At 54.3% G+C, this 23378-nt stretch carries 28 protein-coding genes and 1 riboswitch; of the genes, 16 read left to right on the top strand and 12 right to left on the bottom strand.

The features are described 5' to 3' along the window. Positions 1 to 68: 68 nt before the first annotated feature. From IAI47_RS20765 to IAI47_RS20750, 4 genes are all read left to right on the top strand, one after another. The gene (locus IAI47_RS20765; protein WP_008924761.1) at positions 69 to 779 is read left to right on the top strand and encodes an IclR family transcriptional regulator; all 711 of its coding nucleotides are present in this window, start codon (positions 69 to 71) and stop codon (positions 777 to 779) included. 281 nt (positions 780 to 1060) lie between these two features. Continuing rightward, positions 1061 to 2041, top strand: coding sequence for a DUF1852 domain-containing protein (locus tag IAI47_RS20760; protein ID WP_008924760.1), 981 nt, complete (start codon positions 1061 to 1063; stop codon positions 2039 to 2041). Between the two features lie 27 nt (positions 2042 to 2068). Further along, on the top strand, positions 2069 to 3100 hold the full coding sequence (locus IAI47_RS20755; protein ID WP_003851594.1) for a methionine synthase: 1032 nt from the start codon (positions 2069 to 2071) through the stop codon (positions 3098 to 3100). Between the two features lie 270 nt (positions 3101 to 3370). Beyond that, on the top strand, positions 3371 to 3508 hold the full coding sequence (locus IAI47_RS20750) for a hypothetical protein (RefSeq protein WP_003851592.1): 138 nt from the start codon (positions 3371 to 3373) through the stop codon (positions 3506 to 3508). A gap of 86 nt (positions 3509 to 3594) precedes the next feature. Here IAI47_RS20750 and IAI47_RS20745 read toward each other — a convergent pair whose 3' ends face one another. Further along, on the bottom strand, positions 3595 to 4173 hold the full coding sequence (locus IAI47_RS20745) for an XRE family transcriptional regulator (RefSeq protein ID WP_008924759.1): 579 nt from the start codon (positions 4171 to 4173) through the stop codon (positions 3595 to 3597). 63 nt (positions 4174 to 4236) lie between these two features. On the opposite strand from IAI47_RS20745, the gene IAI47_RS20740 reads away from it, so the two are divergent. The 3 genes from IAI47_RS20740 to IAI47_RS20730 all read left to right on the top strand — a co-directional run bounded on the left by IAI47_RS20740 (position 4237) and on the right by IAI47_RS20730 (position 6034). Further along, positions 4237 to 4746, top strand: a complete 510-nt coding sequence (locus IAI47_RS20740; protein WP_008924758.1) for a GNAT family N-acetyltransferase — start codon at positions 4237 to 4239, stop codon at positions 4744 to 4746. A 137-nt stretch (positions 4747 to 4883) separates the two neighbouring features. Beyond that, entirely contained in the window at positions 4884 to 5516 is a 633-nt protein-coding gene (locus tag IAI47_RS20735) for a LysE family translocator (protein ID WP_008924757.1), read from the top strand. 89 nt (positions 5517 to 5605) lie between these two features. Further along, entirely contained in the window at positions 5606 to 6034 is a 429-nt protein-coding gene (locus tag IAI47_RS20730; RefSeq protein ID WP_008924756.1) for a GFA family protein, read from the top strand. A 15-nt stretch (positions 6035 to 6049) separates the two neighbouring features. Here IAI47_RS20730 and IAI47_RS20725 read toward each other — a convergent pair whose 3' ends face one another. Beyond that, positions 6050 to 6598 carry an AAA family ATPase gene (locus tag IAI47_RS20725; RefSeq protein WP_085980545.1) on the bottom strand — a complete coding sequence of 183 codons (549 nt, stop codon included), beginning with the start codon at positions 6596 to 6598 and terminating at the stop codon, positions 6050 to 6052. 215 nt (positions 6599 to 6813) lie between these two features. Here IAI47_RS20725 and IAI47_RS20720 point away from each other — a divergent pair, with 215 nt between their 5' ends. The 6 genes from IAI47_RS20720 (at position 6814) to IAI47_RS20695 (ending at position 11517) form a co-directional block, all read left to right on the top strand. Next, positions 6814 to 7932, top strand: coding sequence for an alkene reductase (locus IAI47_RS20720; RefSeq protein WP_003851584.1), 1119 nt, complete (start codon positions 6814 to 6816; stop codon positions 7930 to 7932). A 16-nt stretch (positions 7933 to 7948) separates the two neighbouring features. Beyond that, complete coding sequence (locus IAI47_RS20715) at positions 7949 to 8263, top strand: helix-turn-helix transcriptional regulator (protein ID WP_008924754.1); 315 nt, start codon at positions 7949 to 7951, stop codon at positions 8261 to 8263. Positions 8264 to 8404: 141 nt separating this feature from the next. After that, positions 8405 to 8524, top strand: a riboswitch (TPP riboswitch). A gap of 131 nt (positions 8525 to 8655) precedes the next feature. After that, the gene (locus tag IAI47_RS20710) at positions 8656 to 9600 is read left to right on the top strand and encodes an FAD-dependent oxidoreductase (protein WP_008924753.1); all 945 of its coding nucleotides are present in this window, start codon (positions 8656 to 8658) and stop codon (positions 9598 to 9600) included. After that, the gene (gene thiS / locus IAI47_RS20705; RefSeq protein WP_003851578.1) at positions 9584 to 9781 is read left to right on the top strand and encodes a sulfur carrier protein ThiS; all 198 of its coding nucleotides are present in this window, start codon (positions 9584 to 9586) and stop codon (positions 9779 to 9781) included. Before IAI47_RS20710 ends, thiS begins: the two co-directional genes overlap by 17 nt. Before the next feature lie 2 nt (positions 9782 to 9783). After that, complete coding sequence (locus tag IAI47_RS20700; protein WP_003851577.1) at positions 9784 to 10539, top strand: thiazole synthase; 756 nt, start codon at positions 9784 to 9786, stop codon at positions 10537 to 10539. 9 nt (positions 10540 to 10548) lie between these two features. Then, a complete protein-coding gene (locus IAI47_RS20695; protein ID WP_008924752.1) occupies positions 10549 to 11517 on the top strand; it encodes a HesA/MoeB/ThiF family protein in 969 nt (322 codons plus the stop codon). A 9-nt stretch (positions 11518 to 11526) separates the two neighbouring features. On the opposite strand, the gene IAI47_RS20690 is transcribed toward IAI47_RS20695, so the two are convergent. Beyond that, positions 11527 to 11940, bottom strand: coding sequence for an ASCH domain-containing protein (locus tag IAI47_RS20690; RefSeq protein ID WP_003851573.1), 414 nt, complete (start codon positions 11938 to 11940; stop codon positions 11527 to 11529). 225 nt (positions 11941 to 12165) lie between these two features. Then, a complete protein-coding gene (locus IAI47_RS20685; RefSeq protein WP_008924751.1) occupies positions 12166 to 12708 on the bottom strand; it encodes a thioredoxin domain-containing protein in 543 nt (180 codons plus the stop codon). A 320-nt stretch (positions 12709 to 13028) separates the two neighbouring features. On the opposite strand from IAI47_RS20685, the gene IAI47_RS20680 reads away from it, so the two are divergent. Together IAI47_RS20680 and IAI47_RS20675 are read left to right on the top strand one after the other, a co-directional pair. Further along, complete coding sequence (locus tag IAI47_RS20680) at positions 13029 to 13298, top strand: hypothetical protein (protein WP_003851569.1); 270 nt, start codon at positions 13029 to 13031, stop codon at positions 13296 to 13298. A 133-nt stretch (positions 13299 to 13431) separates the two neighbouring features. Continuing rightward, positions 13432 to 13959, top strand: a complete 528-nt coding sequence (locus tag IAI47_RS20675; RefSeq protein ID WP_008924750.1) for a sterol desaturase family protein — start codon at positions 13432 to 13434, stop codon at positions 13957 to 13959. Here the strand turns inward: IAI47_RS20675 and crtB are convergent. The 6 genes from crtB to IAI47_RS20645 form a co-directional block, all read right to left on the bottom strand. Beyond that, positions 13898 to 14827, bottom strand: a complete 930-nt coding sequence (gene crtB, locus IAI47_RS20670; RefSeq protein ID WP_008924749.1) for a 15-cis-phytoene synthase CrtB — start codon at positions 14825 to 14827, stop codon at positions 13898 to 13900. The genes IAI47_RS20675 and crtB overlap by 62 nt on opposite strands. Beyond that, positions 14824 to 16302 carry a phytoene desaturase gene (locus IAI47_RS20665; protein WP_008924748.1) on the bottom strand — a complete coding sequence of 493 codons (1479 nt, stop codon included), beginning with the start codon at positions 16300 to 16302 and terminating at the stop codon, positions 14824 to 14826. The genes crtB and IAI47_RS20665 overlap by 4 nt, the downstream gene beginning before the upstream one ends. Further along, a complete protein-coding gene (crtY, locus tag IAI47_RS20660; protein ID WP_008924747.1) occupies positions 16299 to 17459 on the bottom strand; it encodes a lycopene beta-cyclase CrtY in 1161 nt (386 codons plus the stop codon). The genes IAI47_RS20665 and crtY overlap by 4 nt, the downstream gene beginning before the upstream one ends. Continuing rightward, the gene (locus IAI47_RS20655) at positions 17446 to 18741 is read right to left on the bottom strand and encodes a glycosyltransferase (RefSeq protein ID WP_003851562.1); all 1296 of its coding nucleotides are present in this window, start codon (positions 18739 to 18741) and stop codon (positions 17446 to 17448) included. The genes crtY and IAI47_RS20655 overlap by 14 nt, the downstream gene beginning before the upstream one ends. Positions 18742 to 18750: 9 nt before the next feature. Continuing rightward, positions 18751 to 19659, bottom strand: coding sequence for a polyprenyl synthetase family protein (locus IAI47_RS20650; RefSeq protein WP_033742919.1), 909 nt, complete (start codon positions 19657 to 19659; stop codon positions 18751 to 18753). 219 nt (positions 19660 to 19878) lie between these two features. Then, on the bottom strand, positions 19879 to 20409 hold the full coding sequence (locus tag IAI47_RS20645; RefSeq protein WP_033742868.1) for a YtfJ family protein: 531 nt from the start codon (positions 20407 to 20409) through the stop codon (positions 19879 to 19881). 165 nt (positions 20410 to 20574) lie between these two features. On the opposite strand from IAI47_RS20645, the gene IAI47_RS20640 reads away from it, so the two are divergent. After that, complete coding sequence (locus IAI47_RS20640; protein WP_003851555.1) at positions 20575 to 20802, top strand: hypothetical protein; 228 nt, start codon at positions 20575 to 20577, stop codon at positions 20800 to 20802. Positions 20803 to 20829: 27 nt separating this feature from the next. Here the strand turns inward: IAI47_RS20640 and IAI47_RS20635 are convergent, their stop codons facing one another. Then, positions 20830 to 21507, bottom strand: a complete 678-nt coding sequence (locus IAI47_RS20635; protein ID WP_008924744.1) for a pirin family protein — start codon at positions 21505 to 21507, stop codon at positions 20830 to 20832. A 126-nt stretch (positions 21508 to 21633) separates the two neighbouring features. Next, positions 21634 to 23364 (bottom strand): DUF2534 family protein, encoded by a 1731-nt coding sequence (locus IAI47_RS20630; RefSeq protein WP_008924743.1) that lies wholly within the window; start codon positions 23362 to 23364, stop codon positions 21634 to 21636. Between the last annotated feature and the right edge of the window lie 14 nt (positions 23365 to 23378).

Raw genomic sequence — 23378 nt, 5'->3', positions numbered from 1 at the left:
TGTAAATACGATGTGAATCACAAATTGCGCGGTAAACTGCCTGCCGTCGCACACAGGAGGACGTACCGATGGGGAATGAAGGCGTAATTGCCGTAGAAAAAGCGCTGGCGCTGCTGGATTGTTTCAAACCTGGCGAGGAGTCGCTGACGCTTACCGCCCTGGCGCAGCTGTCGGGCTACCATAAAACGACGGTTTATCGCCTGATGAACTCACTTGAGCGCATGAACTATGTGATTCGCCGCGACAATGGCGTTTACACTCTGGGGCCCAGACTGCTTTATCTGGGCAAGCTCTATGAGCAGTCCTTCCATCTGGCGAGTATTGTTCAGCCTGAACTGCATGCACTGGCGACCGCGACGGGCGAAAGTGCCTCATGGTATGTGATGGAAAATGAGCAACGACTCTGCCTTTTCAGAGCCGAGCCGTCGGAAGGATTACGCGAAACGCGTCTGCCGGGCACCTTTCTGCCGCTGGATAATTCTGCTATCGGACAGGTGCTTCGCTACTGGGGTCTGAATGAACCTCTGTTTGACACTGCGCCTATGCTTCCCCTGTTCACGTCAGGTATACGCGATCCGCATATCGCGGCGTTCTCAGTACCGGTGTTTGGCGAAGGTGACAAACTGATTGCGGCGCTGGCACTGACCGGGCCCGCATCACGCCTGACGCAGACAACGTGTGACGGTGGGTTGGGTAAACTGATGAAAGAGGTGGCCAGCAGGCTTTCGATTAAATCAGGCGCGCACAAAGTGATGTGCGATAACTTTTATAAAATTTAGCGGTCAGCTTAACCCGCCTGCAGCGAGGCTTTTATGCACGGATTTAACCCGCCGGCGTTTAAAACCTCGCTCTTGTCATGAAAAAATCCCCACTTCCCGACCTCAACATGAATTTCCTTCATGTTCGTTGAAATTTAATCACTTTTTTTCAACCCGGCGTTGAGGCATAAAGTAAGAATTGTTAATAACTTTGAGTCATATGAATGCTTGTAAAGGGATAGTAACGCTGGAAAAACCCTTAAAACAACCATTCATCTCAGCGACCAGGATACCCGATAGCGATGAACAATTTAGCCTTTACCCTCAAGCGCATTCGTTTCGACGAAAACTATAATCCTTCGAAAAATACGCGGGCGACGACTAACTTCGCTAATTTAGCGCGCGGCGAAAAACGTCAGGAAAATCTGCATAACGCCCTGGCGATGATCGACAATCGTTTCAACGCGCTGGCGCACTGGGACAATCCTAAAAGCGATCGCTATTCTGTTGAACTTGAGATTATTTCTGCTGAGCTGAATCTTCGCCCGGAAAGTTCCGACGAGCTGTTCCCGGCGATTGAAATTCTTAAAACGCACATCATGGATCATCAAACCGGTCAGCGCATTGAAGGGATTGTCGGCAATAACTTCTCATCCTATGTGCGTGATTATGATTTCAGTGTCGTGCTTGCAGAGCACAATAAAGGCCAGTCAGAATTCAGTCTGCCGGATGATTTTGGTCAGCTGCACGGCAATATTTTTAAAAGCTTTGTAAATTCAGCGGCCTATAAAGAGAGCTTCAGTAAATCGCCGGTTATCTGCCTGAGCGTGTCGAGCAAAAACACCTACGTGCGCACCGGTAACCATCATCCGGTACTGGGCATCGAATATCAGCAGGATGCGCCTTCCCTGACTGACGTTTACTTCGGAAAAATGGGTCTGAAAGTGCGTTTCTTTATGCCGCAGGGCAGTGTTGCGCCGCTGGCCTTCTACTTCCATGGCGACCTGCTCAGCGATTACACCAATCTTGAGCTGATCAGCACCATCAGTACGATGGAAACGTTCCAGAAAATCTATCGCCCGGAAATTTATAACGCCAATTCTGCAGCCGGACAGTGCTATCAGCCCACGCTGCAGCATCAGGATTATTCATTAACCCGTATTGTTTACGATCGCGAAGAGCGCAGCCGACTGGCCGTCGAGCAGGGCAGGTTTACTGAGGCGCATTTCATCAAGCCTAATCAGACACTTCTTGCACAATGGTCTGCTGAATTCGTTCTTTGATTAATTAAAACCAGAAGGTCACCTGCTATGAAAACCTTATTACCGACATCCACCGCGGGCAGCCTGCCTAAACCTTCATGGATTGCGCAGCCAGAGGTGCTCTGGTCACCCTGGAAATTGCAGGATGATGAGTTAGTTGACGGCAAAAGAGATGCGCTGCGTCTGTGTCTGGACGATCAGGTTCGTGCCGGTATTGATATCGTCAGTGATGGCGAGCAAACCCGTCAGCACTTCGTGACGACGTTTATTGAGCACCTCAGCGGTGTGGATTTTGAAAAGCGCGAAGTGGTCCGCATCCGTAATCGTTACGACGCGAGCGTTCCGACCGTGGTGGGTGAAGTCTCACGTCAGAAGCCTGTGTTTGTTGAAGATGCGAAAATCCTGCGCAAACTGACCGATCGTCCTATTAAGTGGGCGTTGCCGGGGCCAATGACGATGATCGATACCCTGTATGACAATCACTACAAAAGTCGTGAAAAGCTGGCCTGGGAATTCGCAAAAATCCTGAATCAGGAAGCCAAAGAGTTAGAAGCAGCAGGCGTGGATATCATTCAGTTTGATGAGCCTGCGTTTAACGTCTTCTTCGATGAGGTGAATGACTGGGGTATTGCTGCGTTAGAGCGTGCCATCGAAGGTCTGAAGTGCGAAACCGCCGTTCATATCTGTTATGGCTACGGCATTAAGGCGAATACCGACTGGAAGAAAACGCTGGGTACAGAGTGGCGTCAGTATGAAGAGGTATTCCCAAAACTTCAGCGTTCGGCTATCGATATCGTTTCACTGGAGTGTCAGAACTCGCGCGTTCCGATGGACCTGATCGAGCTGATTCGCGGTAAAAAAGTCATGGTCGGTGCTATCGACGTGGCAACCCATGAAATTGAGACACCTGAAGCAGTGGCAAACACGCTGCGCAAGGCGCTGCAGTTTGTGGATGCTGAAAATCTCTATCCTTCTACCAACTGCGGCATGATCCCGCTGCCGCGTCAGGTGGCCAATGGCAAACTGCATGCGTTGAGTGCCGGCGCAGAGATTGTCCGCAGAGAGATTCTGGGAAAATAAACTTTTCCTGAGCAGGCTCAGTCCGGCTGGCGATTCGCTAGTGAGAAACCAAAAGCCGGACTGAGTAGTATTCCCTGTGCTGGGAGTGGGTTTGCACAGGGATACGTGTCAGCATTAAAATTACGCTACTACCTATCTTCTGCACCTTCTCTTTTCCCGCCAGCCTCATCGTTAAAATATCTTCTTACCTGATCCCTTACTCATATCGTCATGTTATATCTGTTGTTAAAGCTGATATTTTCAGTCAATCATCAGGTAAAAGGATCGAAGATGAATACAATATTTGAGTGGCGCCATAACCATTATCTGATCAGTACCGACAAGAAAAAATCAGACCAAAAGGCTAACCGGGAGAACTATATCTGGACGATGACGCGGCCTGATATCTATGCCGGGAATAATCGTTAAATAACCACGGCTAAACAGCGATAATCCGTTCAGATACAGCGCGGTGTAAATACATCATCAAGCATGGATGTCTGCCAATAAACGGATCAGACTGGCCGCAGGACGATCACAGCGTATCGACACGCCTTGCTGGTGTTATTTCTGAAGACACAATCAGCCGGATCGCCCAGTTCCAGACAATCGCCAGCCGCCATTTCATACGTGCTGGAGCCCGCTTCGAAGGTCAATGACCCTTCCAGTACCCATATAAGCTGACGTCTCGAAATATACGAGATAGCGGGCATCGGCACAGCGGTATTGGCGGGCAGTTCGACACTGACCAGATCGACCGGCATCTCACCCGGTGAAACGTGCCGACGCAAATAGCCGGTTTCAGGATCCTGCCATACCGGCTGATTTTCGTGCCTGACCAGCGTTCCTGTCTGAACTTCGGTCTGGGCCAGAAGCTGCGAGATGCTCATGTCAAAAGAGCCCGAAAGCCGCGCTAACAGCACTGCCGTCGGGCTGCTCTCTCCACGCTCAATTTTGTGGATCATCGCCCGCGATACACCGGAGTGACCTGCAAGGTCAGTCAGTGACCAGCCGCGTCTTTCTCTTTCATCTTTAACCTTTAATCCGATCCGGATATTCAGGCTATCTTCTTTACTGGACATTTCATCTAACATAATGGATAACTATCATTGTGTACAATTCATCTACTTTAGTGAATGGGCAAAGGGGTGTCTACCATGATTATTCGTGCGGCTATTGAAAGTGATGCTGATGTGATTGCTGAGATTTATAACGATGCGGTGCTTAACACCACGGCTATCTGGAATGAAAGCAGGGTAGATGTCGCGAACCGCATCGCATGGATACACAGTCGTCAGCAGGCGGGTTTTCCTGTGATAGTGGCAACGGACAACGATGAAAGCGTGCTGGGATATGCCTCATTCGGTGACTGGCGGCCCTGGGATGGATATCGCCACACCGTTGAACACTCTGTTTATGTTCATAATCACGCGCGGGGACAAGGCATAGGTGATGCCCTGATGCGGACGTTAATTCAGCTTGCCTGTAAGAGCAAAAAGCACGTGATGGTGGCGGGCATTGAATCGGAAAATGTAGCGTCAATCACACTGCATAAAAAGCTGGGCTTCACGGAGGCGGGCACCATGAAAGAAGTCGGCAATAAATTCGGGCGCTGGCTGGATCTGACATTTATGCAGTTGCGTCTGGATGACCGCAAACATCCATGACTATCACTGCCTGAAAGTTAACGCGCGCATGTGATGGCGGACATCCTTTGGAGGCTGAACGACATCGTGTGAATGAATTGTAAATTCATACACCAGCCGATATAACAGACGGATAACCACGCATCACCGAGGCAATGATGGCGCTTTCACACGAGTTAGTCCTGATCTTCACCACCTATCTTGTCGCCACGGCCAGTCCCGGGCCGAGCAATATGGCCATAATGGGCACGGCAATGAAAAAGGGCAGAGGTGCCGCACTGGCGCTGGCGGCGGGTGTCGTGAGTGGTTCAATGATCTGGGCGCTGCTTGCCGCCTGCGGTGTGCTGACCGTGCTGGCAACCTTCGCCCAGTTACTGATTGCGTTAAAAATCGGCGGTGGCTTGTATCTGCTCTGGCTGGCCTTTAAAGCGGGCAAATCAGCATTACGTCGCACGGAAGCCAGTGACTTTACCGCCAGCGATGATCGTGTAGCTTATGGCAGACTTTTCCGGCAGGGAATACTGATGCATATCGGCAATCCTAAAGCGATTCTCACCTGGGTAGCCATCATGTCATTTGCACTGAAGCCGGAGGGGATGGCGTCAACGCTACCGATTATTATCTGCGGCTGTGCGGCCATTTGCATGTTTGTCTTCGGCGGATATGCTCTGCTGTTCTCAACTGCCGTCATGAGCGCCTTTTACCGTCGGATTCGTCGAGGACTCGATGCGCTGTTAGCCTGCTGCTTTGGTCTGGCAGGGTTAAAACTGATATTCAGCCGCAACTCGTGACCTTTAATGATGAGTGATAGAATTTTGCTTCTGGCTTAAAACCTGAAATGATCGGGCAATTTCAGAATCCCCACTTACAAGGCAAAAAAATGCAAGGCGCATGTCTCTGCGGAACCGTGACTTTTGAACTATCTGTTACACCCAGCCACTTTTATCGGTGCCACTGTTCACTCTGCAGAAAGCAAAGCGGAACCGGATACAATCTTGCAACGCTGGTGAATGAGACAGACTTTAGCTGGCTATCCGGTGAAAGCCAGCTCGCTTCCTGGCGTAAACCGACCGGTTATCGCAACGATTTTTGTTCCAGCTGTGGTTCGACCGTACCTAACGCGCTGGGTGACAGGCCCTATATCTGGATCCCGGTGGGTTTACTCAATGAACCTGCCGATATGCAGTGCATCGGAGACTACTGTACCGATGACGCGATGCCCTGGGATTCTACCCGTTCAGAGACAAATCATGCCGGGCCTGTTGAGTCGCTGAATGCACTATTGGCGAGCTTAACGTTACTGGATTAATAACAGCAGCCATGGTCAGTTATTCGTAAACGTTAAGCCCCAGTATTTCAGACAGGCATTCACATCAGTTGAAGAATGCAGCAGAAGCTTAGGCAGTCTGACATGGTCATAAAGTTTCTTATGGCGCTTTCTGTTCTTTGGGGCAGTAAGGATAATATATTTCAGCATATCCAGGGTTACATGCTCTTTGCGTATTCCGAGACCGCCAACTCGCGGCGTGAATGAGTAGCATCTGCGAATATACCGAAACAGCGCCACTGGCACTTTTACATCCAGAAGAATGAATCCGGTGGCGCGCGCGAGACGTTCTTCAATACATTTTGTGTAATTCCCATCCATAACCCATTTTTCCTGACTCACCGCGGCAGCGTGCAAGCGGAGAAATTCAGCCGGTGCTCTTGGAATCCATTGGCTTCCCGGAAGATGGTGAAGTTGATCCAGATGAATGGCAGGTAATGCTGTTTTGTGGGAGATAGCGTCCGCTAAAGTCGATTTTCCGCTGTTCGACGGGCCCATAATACAAATGCGCGGTCCGAGCGCGTCTAAAGAAAGTAGTGTGGTCACAATATTTTCCGGGAATTATCCTGTCAGGAAAAAGATAAATGAGTACAGCTCTGAAAGCCATCCGCATACCGCAATGATGAGATTCAACGGGTAAAAAGCGTGTAATAACGCCACCAATGGTAAAGGTTCGGGAACAAAAAGCACAGATTACACATTTACAAATTTAAATGTGTAAATATAATGGCGCCTCTTCACACATCAGAGGACTTTTTGTTATGCCGTCACTTTTTACCCCCCTGAACCTGGGCGATCTCAAACTTCGAAACCGCATTGTCCTGCCGCCGCTGACGCGTTGCCGCAGTGAACAGCCGGGCAATATTCCCGGCGATATGATGGTGGAATACTACCGTCAGCGTGCCGGTGCGGGACTGATGGTCACTGAAGGCACCCAGATTGAGCCTCGCGGGCAGGGCTATGCATGGACGCCGGGGATCCATAGCGACGCGCAAATCGCGGGCTGGAAAAAGGTTACAGAGGCGGTACATCAGGAAGGTGCCACCATTTTCTGCCAGCTCTGGCATGTTGGCCGCGTGTCACACAATGAACTTCAGCCAGGTAAACAGCCACCGGTAGCGCCTTCAGCCATCGCAGCCGATAACGTCCGGGTATTTATTGAAACCGGGCCAGGCGCGGGGATACTGACCGCACCCAGCGAGCCACGGGCACTGACCACAGAGGAAGTTAAAGAGATCGTTGCGCTTTACCGACAGGCAGCGGAGAACGCCAAAGCAGCCGGTTTCGACGGCGTGGAACTGCATTCCGCTAACGGCTATCTGATTAACCAGTTTATTTCAGAGCATACTAATCTGCGTACGGATGAATATGGTGGCTCAGCGGAGAATCGTCTGCGCTTCCTGCGTGAAGTCGTTGAGGCCGTCAGCTCGGTCTTTGGCAGCCATCGCGTGGGCGTCCGGTTTGCCCCTCTGTTTTCGAGTACTGACGAAGAGCGCGTTTATCTCGGTCTGGTTGAAAGCGATCCCCATGCCACCTACATCCGTGCCGCTAAACTGTTGAATGAACTTGAAGTCGGTTATCTCTCCATTGCCGAAGCGGACTGGGATAATAGCCCGGACATGCCTGAAAGTTTCCGCGTTGCGCTGCGGGAAACATTCCGCTCTCCGATCATCTATTCCGGTCGTTACACGGCTGAAAAAGCGCAGCATGTACTGGAAAAAGGCTGGGGCGATCTGTTTGGTTTTGGTCGTTCATTTATCGCTAATCCTGATTTGCCTGCACGCATTAAATCAGGTCATCCGCTGAATGAGGTCGACCACGCCTCTCTGTATGGCGGCACGGAGAAGGGTTATACTGACTATCCTGTTTTTCAATCCTGATACTCTGTGAGGCGGCATGTCCCCCGAAAATGCCCTGAAGTTACTGTCCAATCCAACCCGAGTGGCAGTGCTGAAGTGGCTTAAACATCCTGAAGAAGCGTTTGCGGGCTATACCCAGCTCTATCCCTTCGATCAGTATGGCGTCTGTGCCAGCCTCATACAGGACAAGGCGGGCTTATCACAGCCCGCCACGTCGTTATGCCTGAAAGCACTTCACAGTGCCGGGCTGGTCGAAGCCAGCAAAGTGGGCAAATGGACCTATTATCGTCGTGCTGAACCGCGTATTCGTGAAATCACCGACGTGCTGACACAATCACTGCAGGCGCTGTAAGGCGACTGCAGTTTAAACACCCTCTCATTGCCTACTGCTAACGCATTGCATTTGACTCTGGCGCAAAACCTTGCCTGTCCCCTAAAATTCTTAGCAGCCATCCTGTGCGCGCTTGACGAAGCTGCCCGCTTCACTTACAACTAAACCCGTCAGGGGAGTCTCGCCAGAGAGACTGAGAGGCTAATAGCGCATCGCGCGGCTTAGCGACCCTTAGAACCTGACCCAGTTGATACTGGCGTAGGAAGACGGGTATCGCATCAGATACTTGCCGCAGGGGCGCATGCACGACGCCTCTGCCTTTTCCCTCCGTATCACGGGTCTTCGTTAACGTATAACGAGGCCAAAGTGAAATATCTCATCCAGAATCTCTCTCTTCCTCGCCGGTGGACATCATGAGCCGCTGGTCGGTGCTTGGCAGTGGCGTGGCCGGGCTGTGCGTCGCCACACTGCTGATGGAGCGGGGAGAAACCGTCGAAATCATTACGCAGCCTGACTGTCGTGCCGCCTCACACTGGGCGGGTGGCATGCTCGCGCCCTGGTGCGAAGCGGAAAGCGCGCCTCAGCAGGTGATCGATTGGGGCCAGCACGCTGCAGGCTGGTGGTCGCAACGTGTTGATGGCGTGGAACAGCAGGGTACGCTGGTGGTTGCGCCGCCGCGTGATAGCCGCGAACTGACGCGCTTCGCCAGCATGACGGAAAAACATGAGTGGGTCGTACCGGGTGATATCGAACCGGCGCTGGAAAATCGCTTTGCCCGTGGTCTGTATTTTGCGGCGGAGGCGCATCTCGATCCCCGCCTGGCGTTGCAGCAACTGCGTGACAAATTACAACAGGCTGGCGTGCCCTTACACAGTGGTGAACCCACCGGCACCATCATTGACTGCCGTGGCATTCACGCCGCGGATCAGCAGCCCGCGCTGCGCGCCGTACGGGGTGAAATGCTGATCCTCCAGACGCATGACGTTCAGCTCTCCCGTCCTGTCCGGCTGCTGCATCCTCGCTTTCCCTGCTATCTGGTGCCCCGAGCAGAAGGGCACTTCATGCTGGGTGCCACCATGGTCGAAAGTCACGACAGCAGTCCGATTAGCGCCAGAGCCATGATGGAGTTGCTAAGCGCCGCTTACAGTCTGCATCCGGCGCTGGCTGAAGCGCGGATTGTGGAGAGCGGCACCGGCCTGCGCCCTGCCTATCAACAGAACCTGCCGGAGGTTCGTTTTGAGAATGGCCGTTTTTCGCTCAATGGGCTGTATCGCCATGGCTTTTTGCTGGCTCCGATCATGGCTGAAAACCTCATGCTGCAACTGACTCAGGAGATGACTCATGCGAGTTCAACTTAATGGACGCACGATTGAAACCGATGCAGGCACGCTGGCGGAACTGCTGCAGGAGCAGCAGATCGACCCGCGCTCCGTCGCCGCCGCGCTGAACGGTGAGTTTGTGCCGCGAAGCCGGTATGCCAGCCAGCAACTTGAGGCGGGTAATCAGCTGGAAATCCTGTCACCGATGCAGGGAGGTTAATGATGTTCTATCAATTTGCGCCGCAATCCCGCTTTCTTCTGGGTACTGCTGGCTATCCGTCTCCCGACATTCTGCAGCAGGCGATCGACGCCTCAGGTGCAGAAATCATTACTGTCAGCCTTCGACGGGAGGGCAGCGAAGGGGGTGCCTTCCGCACGCTACTGCAACAGCTCAACAAGCGCATTCTGCCGAATACAGCCGGTTGCCACACGGTAAAAGAAGCCGTGACAACGGCGCAAATGGCGCGTGAACTGTTCGACACGCCATGGATCAAACTGGAAGTGATCGGCCATGCTGACACGCTGCAACCCGATCCTTTTGCACTGGTTGAAGCCGCGCGCATCCTCTGTGCTGACGGTTTCCAGGTTTTTCCCTATACCACCGAAGATCTGATTGTCGGTGAAAAATTGCTGGAAGCGGGTTGCGAAGTGCTGATGCCCTGGGGCGCGCCAATTGGCTCCGGTCAGGGGCTGCGCAATATCGAAGGGCTGCGCACGATGCGTGCGTGGTTTAAAGATGTGCCGCTGATTATCGACGCAGGTATCGGCTCACCCGGTCAGGCGGCGCAGGCTATGGAGATGGGTTTCGACGGTGTGCTGCTCAACACAGCGGTGGCAAAAGCAGGCGATCCGGTGCGGATGGCCGGTGCGTTTGCTGCTGCGATTTATGGCGGACATCAGGGATTCCAGGCGGGCCTGATGGAGCAGCGTGATATGGCCTCTGCCTCTACGCCCATTTTTGGTCTGGCAGAGTTCTGAGGAGAGACAATGGCGCGTTATCAGCGACAGACCATGTTGCCTGAAATTGGCGAAGCGGGGCAGCAGCGGCTGGCCAGGGCAAGCGTGCTGGTGGTGGGCGCGGGCGGCCTCAGCGCCACCCTGCTGCCGTTACTGGCAGGTGCGGGCGTGGGATTTATTCGTCTTTACGATGGCGATCGTGTTGAACTGCACAATCTTCACCGGCAGACGTTGTTTGGTGTCGGCGATGTGGGCGAGCCTAAAGCACGCTGTGCGCAGCGTGCGCTGGCGCAGCGAAATCCTGACTGCCTTGTCGAGGCGCATTCACACCTGCTGAGCGCCAGTCAGCTACCGCAGGCGCTGGAGGGAATCGATCTGGTGGTGGATGCGGCGGATAACTTCGCCATTACTTATCAGCTTTCTGACGTCTGCTATCCGCGCGACCTGCCGCTGATCTGCGCCTCGGTGCTGGGGCGTAAAGGGTATGTCGGCGGATTCTGCGGCGGTGCGCCCGGCTATCGCGCAGTGTTCCCGCAGTTGCCCGTGGCCTCGGGTAACTGCAATACCGCTGGCGTAATGGGACCTGCGGTGGCGACGCTGGGTGCAATGCAGGCACAGATGGCACTGAGTGTATTACTCAGGCTGATGCCATCGCCGCTTGGCTGCATGATCCAGTGTGACTTTGTGGACTGGCACATCAGGCAGTTTCGCTTCGATGATGCACCTGAGCCGGACACGCCTGGCACGCCTTTTATCGATCGTCTGATGCTCAGGGATGATGACTGCGTTGTGGAGTTGCGTAGTCTGGAGGAGGCGTCTGAAAGTGTGGCTGATAGGGTGTTACGGATTCTGCCGCAGCAGATAGCAGCCTGGCAGCCGCCATCCGATCAGCGCGTGGTGCTGGTGTGCGCCAGTGGCATGCGCGCCGCCCAGGCGGCGGATAACCTTGCCGCGCGGGGCGTTACGCGGCTGGCGCTGATGGCAGCGAATACGCTGTAGGAGGCGGGTTTAAATCACCTCGACCAGCTGGAACGTCTCGAAGATCAGCTCCATTTCGCTGTGGAAATAGCCTTCACGTTCGAAATAGCGCTGATGTTCCTGTCGCCAGTAGTCGAGGCTGAGATCGCCTTCACCCTCCAGCATCGCCATCTCTGGCGTCACGCGGTCAAAGCGCGTCAGGAATAGTCCGGTGGTGCGGATAACACACACCGGCTGCTTTTCGCCGTTCAGAACAATGCTGTAACCGCCCGGCTGAGGCAAGGCATCCTGCTCCTGCCAGCTCCGCAATGAACCGCAGGTAGCCACCTTCTTTCCGGCAATAATCAGCGTTGCAAGCTCGCTGGCTAATTCCGGAGAATCACCAAATGCATCTGTAAATGCACCCGGATATTTGTCCTGTATCTGTTCAAGCGTCATTGTCATCTGCAAATCCTTAGTGAAATAAGCGCCTGACCAGCATAACTGCAGGCCAGCGGCGCCGTTTAGAGGATGTAGCAACGGCTCAAACGCTGCTAATAGCCGTACAGCTTACCCGGCCTGCTTACGGGAAAACAGGCATAATTATCAGGACATTGAAAGAGATGGCGTACTGGCTCTCTTAGCGGTGGTTTAAAGCCTGGCGCGGCAACGGCGGCCGCGCACGTAAAACTAACGCATCAGAAAGCTCGACCAATGTTCGATGTCGTCACCACTGCTGATTTCAGGTTGTACCAGACCATTGACCATAAAGGTCGGGGAAACGTGGATACCATTCTGACGAGCATACTTGCAGTGCCATTTAATCGCGTTCTGCAGGTCAGGCTGATCAAACGCGGCGCTGGCATCTACGCCACTGTACGCTTTAAGACGGTCCAGAATCTGGTTTGGCGTGGTATCGCGATTCGGGCCGGTGCAGTGGTCGGTGAATTCGAACTCTTCACGATGATCGGCCACCGCCTGCATCACCTTCTTCGCTGCGTCTTTACTTTCGCAGGCGGCGGCAAGGATATAGCGGACAATCAGCCCGGAATAAAGATGCCATGGCTGAGATTGCAGCCGGATCTTCACGGTGATTTTATCTTCACCTGCGTGCGCCAGTAATGCGTCTAATTTATTGAATGCACGCACCGAAAAAGGACAGGTAGGTTCCAGGAAAACTTCAAACACTTCGGGGCCATGGCCCCACACCAGGACATCAGCATGCTGATACATCGGTAACTCCTAAAAGATAAACAGGAAGGTAAGACATTTACTCTGGCAAATCCTCTTTATTTCAGCCAGTTGAGAATCAGCCGCAATTGTTACAAAAATCAGCAATCAATCACTGACTGGCGCGTAACAGGAGACAGGCAGGTCCATTGATCGCTAGAATTAAAGGCAATAGCATTCTCATTATCTGACTCTTTATCGTCAGCTGAACTGAAGAGCGCTATAGTTACCCGCAGAGTTTGCTATCTGCATGATGAAGCCATCTCTGCGACTTTCCTGCTGATCGCCTGCCCCGAGCCGATAAGCGTTAAAAGAGGTTAATTTTGCATACCGATCTCACCTGGAAAACTCTGCATCGCGTCATTAACCAGACGATCTCAGACATGCTGGACGAGCAGCAGAGTATCAATGTGTTGTCACTCCGCGCCCGATTGCATGAACTGGCAGAAAAAGAGGAGGATGAGGTCATGGTCTTATGTTACTGGCAGGCGAGTAAAATTTTAATGCGATTGCCCGCCACGGTAACCGCCAGTCAGTTAATGGTTGCTGCACGTCACGCGTTTCGCACACCAATGGATCACGATTTAACCTGAAAGATATTTCACGCACGAAGGTGCCCGCCCCGTTCCCGTTATCCTCTGTTTATCTCCTGAACGCGGTTTTCCCCAACTTCTGTTAAAATTGAACCTCTGCGCCACTTTGCAGGATGCATGCTCGGGAGAAACTATGTTGTGGATTTGGAATGCCCTGATTGTTCTGGTCACCGTTATCGGTATGGAGATAACGGCTGCACTGGCGCACAAATATATTATGCACGGCTGGGGTTGGGGCTGGCATTTGTCTCATCATGAACCCCATAAAGGCTGGTTTGAGGTTAACGACCTTTATGCAGTGGTATTCGCCTGCCTGTCGATTTTGCTCATTTATCTGGGCAGCACAGGTGTCTGGCCGTTGCAGTGGATTGGCGCGGGGATGACGCTTTACGGTTTGCTCTATTTTATCGTGCATGATGGCCTGGTTCATCAACGCTGGCCGTTCCGCTATGTTCCGCGCCGGGGTTATCTGCGCAGACTTTATATGGCGCACCGCATGCATCATGCTGTACGTGGCAAAGAGGACTGCGTCTCGTTTGGTTTCCTTTATGCGCCGCCGTTGTCAAAACTGCAGGCGACGCTGCGGGAACGTCACGGTGTTAAACGGGGCGCTGCCAGAGGTAAGCGGGACGTGGAGCAGGATACGCCATCCGGGAAGTAACCGCCTGACCTGATGCCGCCACCAGCATAGCCAGTTTCTCGGGTGTGCTGGTGGACTGGCGTTGATCCCACGCCTGTGAACCCGCCTGAACAACTTTCATCCCGATTTTACGATACACCTGTTTAGCAGTAGCAATCGCCCACGCTGAGCGCAGCGGCAAACCGGGCAGTCCGGCTAACGACGACTGGTAATAGGGCTCGGCCGTCTCTACCAGCCGACGGGCAACGCGACTCAGTGCCTGGCGATTATGCGGGTCAGCCAGCGTCTCTCGTGTCAGACCCGCTTCAGTCAGCCACTCGGCGGGCAAATAGCAGCGTCCCGCTTCAGCATCTTCAACGATATCGCGCGCAATATTGGTCAGCTGAAATGCCAGCCCGAGATCACAGGCACGATCCAGCGTGGCATTGTCTCGCACGCCCATAATCTGCGCCATCATCAGACCCACCACGCCCGCCACGTGATAACAGTAGCGCAGCGTATCATCCAGCGTCTGATAGCGTGTCTCGCGAACATCCATCGCAAAACCTGCGAGATGATCAAAGGCATAGGCAGGCAGAATGTCATGCGCCATCGCCACCTCCTGAAAGGCCGCAAAGGCAGGTTCATGCATCTGTGATCCGGCATAGGCCTGACGCGTTTTCATCTCCAGCTGCGCCAGGCGCTGTTCCGCAGATTGCAGCGACGGCGTATTGTTACTGAAGCCCAGCACCTGATCGTCAATCACGTCGTCACAGTGCCGACACCAGGCATAGAGCATCAGCACACTGCGTCGTGTTTTGGCATCAAAAAGCTTCGATGCCGTGGCGAAGCTTTTTGAACCCACTTCCATGGTTTCTACGGCATGGTCGAGCAGTGACGGACTGTTCAAGCCAAATCCTCCAGCATTAATCCTGCAGTGGCTTTGGCCGATCCAATGACGCCCGGAATACCCGCGCCAGGGTGCGTACCCGCCCCAACCAGATAGAGATTTTTGATCGTCTTATCGCGGTTGTGCGGCCGGAACCAGGCGCTCTGCGTCAGGATCGGCTCCACCGAGAACGCCGAGCCCTGATAGGCATTCAACTCATCGCGAAAATCAAACGGCGTGAAGATGCGGTGCGTCACGAGCTGACTGCGCAGGCCCGGCATATAGTGCTGCTCCAGATAGTCGAAGATGCGGTCGCGCAGGCGCGGACCTTCAACACTCCAGTCGATATCGGCGGTGCCGAGATGCGGCACGGGCGCCAGCACGTAATAGCTGCCGCAGCCTTCAGGTGCCAGTGACGGATCGGTCACGCAGGGCGCATGCAGATAGAGTGAGAAGTCCTCTGCCAGCGCGTCTTTGTTGAAGATCTCATCAATTAATTCGCGGTAGCGCGGACCAAAGCAAACGGTATGGTGCGCCAGCTGATCATGATGATGATTCAGGCCAAAATAGATGACAAACAGCGAGTTACTCATGCGCTTATTCTGCAGGGTTTTCCCCTGCGCCACCGATGCCGGATGCTGGCTCAGTAATTCGCTATACGTGTGAACCACATCCGCGTTAGAGGCGACCGCACGGGTCGGGAATACCCGCCCGTCATCCAGATGCACGGCGGTAATTCTATTTTCCAGCGTCTCCAGACGGGCAACGCTGGCATTCAGCTCTACTTCCCCACCCAGATCCTCAAACAGCTTCACCATGCCCTGAACCAGGGCGCCAGTGCCGCCGCGTGGGAACCAGACGCCCCATTCACGTTCCAGTGCATGAATCAGGGTGTAAATTGACGACGTGGCAAAGGGATTTCCGCCCACCAGTAGCGAGTGAAAAGAGAATGCCTGACGAAGATGTTCATCTTCAATGTAGCTTGCCACTTTGCTGTAAACACTGCGCCACGCCTGTAACTTTGCCAGCTGAGGTGCAGCACGCAACATGTCGCGGAAAGAGAGAAACGGCACAGTGCCGAGTTTCAGATAGCCTTCCGCAAACACCGCACGGGAATAGTCTAGAAAGCGCCGATAGCCTTCAACGTCACGCGGGTTAAACGCAGCAATCTGTGCTTCCAGCGCTGGCTGATCGTTGTCATAACTGAATACCTTGCCAGACTCCCAGCAGAGGCGATAAAACGGCTTGACTGGCATCAGCTCGACATAGTCAGAGAGCCTTTTGCCCGCCAGCGTGAACAGCTCTTCAATGGCGCTCGGATCGGTGATTACCGTTGGACCGGCATCAAAGGTGTAGCCCTGATCCTCATAGACATAAGCCCGGCCGCCAGGCTTGTCACGCTGTTCCAGCAGTCGGGTGGGAATACCGGACGCCTGAAGGCGAATGGCCAGAGCCAGACCACCAAAGCCTGCGCCAATTACTGTCGTTCTATTCATTGCATCGCCTGTTGACGGTGAGGAGTCATAATAGCCTGTAATGCCGCCAGTACGGGAACCGGTGGCTTGCCGCTTAGGATACGCAGCCGATCAGACAAAGTGAGTTTTCCCGCATAAAAACGGGCGATCAGATCTTCGGGAAGTCCATAAAAACGTTGCATAACCTGCCAGCGCTGGTCAGCCGGACCCGCGAGAAACAGCATCCGGTTTAGCATGCGGAAGAAGCGCTGCTGCTGCCAGGCCTGACTGGCGAAATGCGCAATGGTGGCGTGCAGGGTTTCAGAGGTAAACGTCTGCATCTGAGCCAGCCGGTCAGCCAGTGAGACCGCCAGTGGCAGAGAGTAGCCAGTGGTAGGATGAAATAACCCGGCACGCAGACCACTGCAGGGTAAATCGCGTTTCTGCCAGAAGGCAGCCACGTCGCCGGTCAGTGTAATCGGTAACGCGCCTTGCTCTTCTCGCAGTAGCTGGTTCAGTTTCCAGCCCTGCTGCGCGGCATAGTCACGGATATTCTCACGGGCGCGATCGCCTTCCAGCGTGGCGTGATCAATATAATGGGTATCTTCAATCAGCACTGTATCGGCAGAAAACGGCAGGCTGTAGACAAAACGATAGCCTGCCTGCTGATCCACCGTCGCATCCATGATGATCGGTTCAGTCAGTCCGTGTGGTTCACTGAGCTGCCACTCCTGCCCGACGAACGACTGGAAGCCCATACGCAACGCGGTATCGGACTGATAGCCACGACCATCGATCACCGCGTCAGTGTCCAGTACGCGGCCATCCTCCAGCGTGACCGAGCGTGAAGCGATGTTCGCCACTCTGGTGTTCAGCAGCAGTTCCGACGCAAATCTGTCACGAATGACCTGCGCAAAACGCTCTGCGGTCACGCAAAAATAGCCACTGTTCAGGGAACGATGTCGTTGAGGAAAGCGCACTTCATAACCGGGCCAGTGATGAACGACCAGTGGCGCAATCCAGTGATGCTGTGTTTCAGTCAGATCTTCCGCATGAAATGACCAGGTGTGATGCGCGCCTGGCTCACTTTCGGCATCAATTAAGAGAATGCGCAGGGACGGCCGCTGCTGACGCAGGCGCAAAGCAATCAGGCCGTTTGCCAGTCCCGCACCCACCAGAATAAGATCATACCGCGGCATAATCTCTCCTCTTAAGCACCGGTTTACGGGTCAGCATCGCCTGTTCGACAATGTCCGCTGCCAGTGTTGTCCCGCCCGCCTGACGAAGGGCGGTGCGCAGCGTTTTCATCTGCTCAACGTAACTCTCATCTGCCAGCAAGGTCTGGAGCTGGCGGGCCATTGAGTGGCTGGTGGTAAAGCGTGATGCGCGACGTCCGATACCGTGCCAGACCACTCTGGCCGCAACGCCTGGCTGATCAAAGGCCAGCGGGATCGCCAGAAGCGGCGTCAGGTGGTTAACTGCATCCAGCACCGTGTTCATCCCGCCGTGGGTGATGGCCAGATCGGCCTGCGCCAGAGCCGCTGCCTGATCGGCAAAATCGACCACCTGAACATGGCTGGCCTGCGCGAGTTTCTCCGCCTGAAACGGTGACAGGCGACCGCAATGCGCCAGCAATAACTGCGCGTCAATCTCCTGACAGGCACGGACGATGGTTTTAAACAGGCCGTAGCGATGACCCTGCAGGGTGCCGAGTGAAGCAAAAACCTTCGGTTTGTCGTCCTGCGTGAAATAGCGTGTCTTCGACGCAGCCGATGACGATTCCGCAGCGCGCAGAGGTCCAACCGCGTGGAAATGGTCGGGCAGGGTCTGGCGGGGAAAATCGAGTGCCGGGATAAGCTGGCTGATCTGTGCCAGCGGTGAAAAACAGTGATGCAGTTTTTCGCGCGGTGCTAATCCCATTGCATGAGCATTGCGGGCGATCACCCGATCGTGACGCCGCATCAGCCAGTCGTAGATTTTTTCACTGGTGCGATAGCGTTCGCGCGCCTGATCTGTCCCTGCATAGTCAAATGGCATCACGGCCAGCGGAAAATCTGCCTCACGGTTTAGCGGCAGCGCACAGGCAACCGAAACGAAAGGCAGATTCAGAAACTCTGCTGCTAATGCACCGGCAGGTTCCATCTGATCGACGATGACGCCATCGATCGCCAGCGTGTTCAGCACCACCGGCAATTCGCGACAGAGCATATCGGTGCTGCGCGCCATCTCATTGATCAGTTTCAGCATCGACGGGCCAAGAGGATGCGCCGCCAGCTGCAGGGTATGCGCCAGACTGCCCGCGGGATGCGAGGCTAAGCCCAGCGGGAAAAAGCCAATTCGCCGGTCAGTGAGAAGCGCGCTGACGTCCGTCTGCTGGATAAAGGTAATCTGGTGTCCGCGCGCGATTAAGGCCTGGCTAAGATGCTGAAGCGCCTGCACATGGCTATAAAAGGGCGGTGCGATGACCGCGTAGTGGCTCATGCAGCATCCTTAACTGACGGCAGCGAGTTTTTTCTCAAACCAGGCCTGAACAAAATGATGTGTGGAATAACCGTCCTGACAGGCCGAGAGCAGGTGCTCGCTGGCGCAACGCAGATGGTCTCGCAGTCGCGTTTCAACTGCCTGAGGCCCAAGCAGATTCACCAGCGTCGATTTACCCTCATCCTGATGGGTATCCTTGCCGGTATCGGCCATGCCGTCGGTAAGATCGTCCAGCAACTGGAAAGCCTGACCGAGATTCAGTGAAAAACGGTGCAGCTGTTCGCGGGTCTCTGCTGACGCTTCTGCCACAATGGAGGCCATCTGCATTGAGGCGCAGAACAGCGTGCTGGTTTTATAGTGATTGGTCATCAGAATGGCATCAGCACTGCGTGGTTTGTCACCCTCTGAGAGATCTTTGAATTGACCCTGCACCAGTCCCTGCATACCTACCGCATGGGATAACTCCGCGACTGCGTCTGCTCGGGCGGCCGCTGTTAAGCCTTCTGCCATGGCGACCACGCCAAATGCCTTACTCAGCAGTGCAACCGCGGCCAGAATCGCCACATGTTCGCCATACTGACAGTGAATGGTCGGACGTCCACGACGCAACTGCGCATCATCCATGCAGGGCATGTCATCCAGAATCAGGGAGGCGGCATGGACCATCTCCACTGCACAGGCGAGATCAAGCAAACCGGTGGGCGTGACGTCGCAACCGAGATCGCGCGCGGCCAGCAGCAACAGTAGCGGACGAATACGCTTTCCCGGTGCCAGCGCACCGTCGCGCATTGCAGCGCCGACCAGGTCACGTTCACTTTCAACCGGTAAAAGCTGATCGAGCCGTTGCTCAATGTCGTTCAACAGGCTCGCAGCCTCACTGCGGTTGAAATTGACGTGTTGTTCTGCACAGACCGTCATCATGGCTGTCCTTATCTACAGAGGAAGTCACAGCAGGTCGAAATTCTTCGATGCCATCTTCAATAATCGTCCCCGACTGCCCTTGCATAGTGGGCAGGTTTTCAAAGAACGGCGGGTAATTCCATTACAACTAAGTGTAGTTCACAGAGATAAAAATGTCGGTAAATTCAGCAGCATTCCGTGTTTAACGTCGATAATTAACGGGGCATTCTGCCTGAATCAACCCAGTAATGCGCGCAGCGTTTTTATCACGCTGGCGACATCCTCGTCAGATAATGCGCCATCTTTGGCGAAACGCACAATTCCCTTCGGATCAATGACGACCACTGACGCGTTTTCCGGCAGAAGATGCCAGCTGTGAGCGGTAACGCCACTGCTGTCGATAATGAATTGCTGCCATGGGTCAGCCTTTTTACTGGACGCAATGCTACGCACTACAAAAATGGCACTGCCGGGCAGAGCATCGTCAGTATTGACGATGGTGGTGGTCTGGAAACGGTCTCGCGGCAGTCGGGCCTGCTGAATGGCATTGATTAAAGGCTCGCTCTGATCTTTCGCAGAGAGACGACCCGCCACATGAATCACCAGACGCACTTTTCCGGTCAGAGTCTGACTATTCCAGCGCTGATAATGAATGTCGCCCTGTTTCAGCACCATTTCGCCTTTGTCGGCGACATAGACGGTGGGGACAGGAAAACCCGTTTTCAGGGTGTGGGCAGTGGCGAAACCCGAAAAAAGAAGGGCTATCATCAATCCATAATGGCGCACAGGGTCCTCACTTCTTTTTGGTTTACGTAGGCCAGCTATCTCATCAGCAGGCAGAAGATTAGTATCACATCTATGTTTCAGATCAATAAAGGCATTTAATAACTGGAGTCAAAATAGCGGGGAAGATCTGATTACTGGAGGTGTGAAATGAGTACAACACTGATGACGCTACCTGAATTTGCCCGTTATATTGGCATCGCAACCCCAACGCTGGCGCGCGCCTTTTGCTGTCGGGGATCGCTGGGAGGTGTGCCGCTGCCACAGGCGCTGGATGATGCCCCGCTGACGCAGCGTCACTGGCTGCGCGACGATGTCTGTCAGTTTGATCATGCCTATAAACGGGTTCAGGCGAGGCAGCAACGTAAAACGCTTTAATCAGCGCGGGGATAGTCCCGCGCTTTCTTATGCAAAATTATCGGGCTTCACCAGGAAACAGACCAGATTAGCCTCACGGTCGCCCACGATTTCAATGGTGTCATCCAGCCCGCTGACTGCGTCTCCACGACCCAGACGGTGATCGCCCACGCGGATAATGCCTTCAAGCACGGTGAGATAAGCGACAAATCCCGGCATTGAAGGCACATTTAGCGTATGGTTGCGCGCCAGCAGCGTGTCGTAGATATAGACCTCCTGGCGCAGTTCCAGTGGCGCGTCAGACGTTTCTGGCCCGGCCAGTTCGGTCCAGCCGTTGGTCATAATGCCCTGGTCGCGTTCCAGCACCTGAGTCATCGCTTCCCCGCCCGGCTGTGAAGGCCGAATCACGGCCTGCAACAGCTCCGCTTCATACAGCGGCACCGACTCTTCGTACTGAACACCTTCACCCGCATTGACCACCATCACTTTCTTTGCAGAGAGCTGTGTGCGCTCGCCGTTGCTGTCCTGATGTTGCATCGAACCGCGCCAAAGGTAAGTGAACACTTCTTCATTCTGATGCTGCTGCATCGGAATCCGGGCATCCAGTTTTAACGACATCAGGTCAACACTGATCAGCGGGCTCAGGGCAGCGCCGGGCCGCTGGCGACGAACGGTGAAAGGACCGTACTCAAAAAGTTGCTCAGGATTTGCTCGCACAATGTTCATGATTAGCTCTTAAATAAAGTGACCAATAACAACGATCATAGACCTCAGACGTAAAATGAGAAGCCGGGGGACTTGCCCGGCTTCGTCAGTTATTTTGAATAATAGACAATTTGCCGTGCTGGCAGCCTACTTGCCCTGTTCGTCACTTTCACCCAGAAAGAAATACCAGAGTGGAATCGACAACAGCCCGGTAAAGACGGTGGAGTAGAGCAGGATCATCATCGCCTGAGTGATATACATAGTCAGTGACCAGTGGCTGAAAGGGATCTGATACTGATCAATCACGCCACCAATCATCGCATTTGCCATTACCGAGATGACAATCAGCGCCAGCACCGTGACGCTGCGCAGAAAATAACGCATCTCTTTACGTTTACCCGCGAAGCGCGACTGAACGATAGCCAGCGGCGACTGCTTATCCGGGGCGATTTCCACCTGAACGATAGCGGCTCGCTGCGCACTGCGCCAGCGCTGAATATCCAGCAGAATCAGCACTATCAGGCTGACACCCATAACGGGCAGGGCATAGCCCAGGGCCAACATGACAATCAGACTGGTACCCTGTGCGTAGCGCGGCAGTGACAGCCAGGCGGACAACAGCGTCTGCGATGGGCTGAGCTGAGGAACAGCCGGGCGACGTATCCACCACATGCGGTAGCCCAGCACAATCATTGTGCAGAGACCAAGGCCAAACAGCGCCAGAATCAGCTGGTTGGGCAGGCCAAACAGCACGCCCATATGGGCATCCACGCCCCAGCGGGTCAGTTTCGCCACCAGCGGGAAGCTGGCGAACTCAACGCGATCGGCCACGCTGAAATTAACCGGATTGATGGAAACTGCATCGACCTGGCTCGGCCAGCTGCGATCAATCTCTGACACTGTCCATGCCTGTTCAGCGTTCTTAGGCTGGCGCAGTTCCAGTTTCGTGGCGTGAAGTCCGGCCTGACGTGCAGCCGCCAGGGCCTGATCCCAACTGGCATTCGGCTGATTCAGGATCACCGGCGGCGCGGTTTTCGCTGGCATGGTCATCCCGGACATCGTCATTCCTTCCATCGCACCGCGATGGTCAGCATGGGGATCGGCGGCTTCGGCAGGAACGTTACCATTCAGCGCGGTGTTAACCTGCGGCGTTGTCCAGCCGAAGTCGCTGCGCATCTTATCAATGTTGTTGCCCGCCCACTGTGACCAGGTCAGCCCCGTGACTGAAAAGAACACCAGGCCGATGGCCAGAATCAGACCCAGCGTGACGTGCCAGTGACGCGTTGCTGCAAAGCCACTCAGCGCTTTTTTACGGTGTCGTGGTGGCCGCGTGCCGGCCCATAAAACGAGTCCACCCAGCGCGGCGACCCACAGCCACGAAGCCGCCAGTTCACTGTAATTGCGACCAAAATCTCCCAGCAACAGGCCGCGATGCAGCTGATCCAGCCACATTCGCAGCGGCAACACACCGCTGGTGCCATAGACCGTCATATCGCCTTTCACCTGCAGGGTGTAGGGATCGATAAACAGCGAGCGCGACTCAGATGGACCCAACTGAGGCTCAGCAAACTGCACCCGGGTTGTATCCAGCGGGCCTGGTGCGGGACGCACGGCGTAAATGCGCGCGGACTCACCGGCACGGGCACGGGCAGCGGCAATCTGAGCTGACAGCGGTTGTGCGACACCCTGCGCGTCAGTGGTCAGGGCATCGTGGTAAATCGCCTGTTCCAGCTGCGGCGTAAGAACGTAGAGCGTACCGGTGAGAGCGGCGACGAAAATAAACGGCGCAATAAACAGGCCAATATAAAAATGCAGGCGGCGAAACAGGTTAAAAACAGTGCCGCGTGGTGCAGGGGACATTTCCCGATTAGAGGACATAGCATTCCACACTT

Origin of the sequence: Pantoea sp. MT58 (assembly GCF_014495885.1) — a bacterium.
GTDB classification, from domain to species: domain Bacteria; phylum Pseudomonadota; class Gammaproteobacteria; order Enterobacterales; family Enterobacteriaceae; genus Pantoea; species Pantoea eucalypti.
This window is presented reverse-complemented; position numbering and strand designations above follow the sequence as displayed.

What these genes read in the sequence shown, in the direction of transcription:
- IAI47_RS20720 (WP_003851584.1), top strand. Translation starts at nt 6,814, where the DNA reads ATGCCGTCACTTTTTACCCCCCTGAACCTGGGCGATCTCAAACTTCGA.
- IAI47_RS20645 (WP_033742868.1), bottom strand. Translation starts at nt 20,409, where the DNA reads ATGATAGCCCTTCTTTTTTCGGGTTTCGCCACTGCCCACACCCTGAAA.
- IAI47_RS20695 (WP_008924752.1), top strand. Translation starts at nt 10,549, where the DNA reads ATGGCGCGTTATCAGCGACAGACCATGTTGCCTGAAATTGGCGAAGCG.
- IAI47_RS20730 (WP_008924756.1), top strand. Translation starts at nt 5,606, where the DNA reads ATGCAAGGCGCATGTCTCTGCGGAACCGTGACTTTTGAACTATCTGTT.
- thiS (WP_003851578.1), top strand. Translation starts at nt 9,584, where the DNA reads ATGCGAGTTCAACTTAATGGACGCACGATTGAAACCGATGCAGGCACG.
- IAI47_RS20650 (WP_033742919.1), bottom strand. Translation starts at nt 19,659, where the DNA reads ATGACGGTCTGTGCAGAACAACACGTCAATTTCAACCGCAGTGAGGCT.
- IAI47_RS20750 (WP_003851592.1), top strand. Translation starts at nt 3,371, where the DNA reads ATGAATACAATATTTGAGTGGCGCCATAACCATTATCTGATCAGTACC.
- IAI47_RS20700 (WP_003851577.1), top strand. Translation starts at nt 9,784, where the DNA reads ATGTTCTATCAATTTGCGCCGCAATCCCGCTTTCTTCTGGGTACTGCT.
- IAI47_RS20630 (WP_008924743.1), bottom strand. Translation starts at nt 23,364, where the DNA reads ATGTCCTCTAATCGGGAAATGTCCCCTGCACCACGCGGCACTGTTTTT.
- IAI47_RS20755 (WP_003851594.1), top strand. Translation starts at nt 2,069, where the DNA reads ATGAAAACCTTATTACCGACATCCACCGCGGGCAGCCTGCCTAAACCT.
- IAI47_RS20710 (WP_008924753.1), top strand. Translation starts at nt 8,656, where the DNA reads ATGAGCCGCTGGTCGGTGCTTGGCAGTGGCGTGGCCGGGCTGTGCGTC.
- IAI47_RS20640 (WP_003851555.1), top strand. Translation starts at nt 20,575, where the DNA reads ATGAGTACAACACTGATGACGCTACCTGAATTTGCCCGTTATATTGGC.
- IAI47_RS20740 (WP_008924758.1), top strand. Translation starts at nt 4,237, where the DNA reads ATGATTATTCGTGCGGCTATTGAAAGTGATGCTGATGTGATTGCTGAG.
- crtY (WP_008924747.1), bottom strand. Translation starts at nt 17,459, where the DNA reads ATGCCGCGGTATGATCTTATTCTGGTGGGTGCGGGACTGGCAAACGGC.
- IAI47_RS20655 (WP_003851562.1), bottom strand. Translation starts at nt 18,741, where the DNA reads ATGAGCCACTACGCGGTCATCGCACCGCCCTTTTATAGCCATGTGCAG.
- IAI47_RS20675 (WP_008924750.1), top strand. Translation starts at nt 13,432, where the DNA reads ATGTTGTGGATTTGGAATGCCCTGATTGTTCTGGTCACCGTTATCGGT.
- IAI47_RS20685 (WP_008924751.1), bottom strand. Translation starts at nt 12,708, where the DNA reads ATGTATCAGCATGCTGATGTCCTGGTGTGGGGCCATGGCCCCGAAGTG.
- IAI47_RS20715 (WP_008924754.1), top strand. Translation starts at nt 7,949, where the DNA reads ATGTCCCCCGAAAATGCCCTGAAGTTACTGTCCAATCCAACCCGAGTG.
- IAI47_RS20690 (WP_003851573.1), bottom strand. Translation starts at nt 11,940, where the DNA reads ATGACAATGACGCTTGAACAGATACAGGACAAATATCCGGGTGCATTT.
- IAI47_RS20760 (WP_008924760.1), top strand. Translation starts at nt 1,061, where the DNA reads ATGAACAATTTAGCCTTTACCCTCAAGCGCATTCGTTTCGACGAAAAC.
- IAI47_RS20665 (WP_008924748.1), bottom strand. Translation starts at nt 16,302, where the DNA reads ATGAATAGAACGACAGTAATTGGCGCAGGCTTTGGTGGTCTGGCTCTG.
- IAI47_RS20735 (WP_008924757.1), top strand. Translation starts at nt 4,884, where the DNA reads ATGGCGCTTTCACACGAGTTAGTCCTGATCTTCACCACCTATCTTGTC.
- IAI47_RS20635 (WP_008924744.1), bottom strand. Translation starts at nt 21,507, where the DNA reads ATGAACATTGTGCGAGCAAATCCTGAGCAACTTTTTGAGTACGGTCCT.
- IAI47_RS20745 (WP_008924759.1), bottom strand. Translation starts at nt 4,173, where the DNA reads ATGTTAGATGAAATGTCCAGTAAAGAAGATAGCCTGAATATCCGGATC.
- IAI47_RS20765 (WP_008924761.1), top strand. Translation starts at nt 69, where the DNA reads ATGGGGAATGAAGGCGTAATTGCCGTAGAAAAAGCGCTGGCGCTGCTG.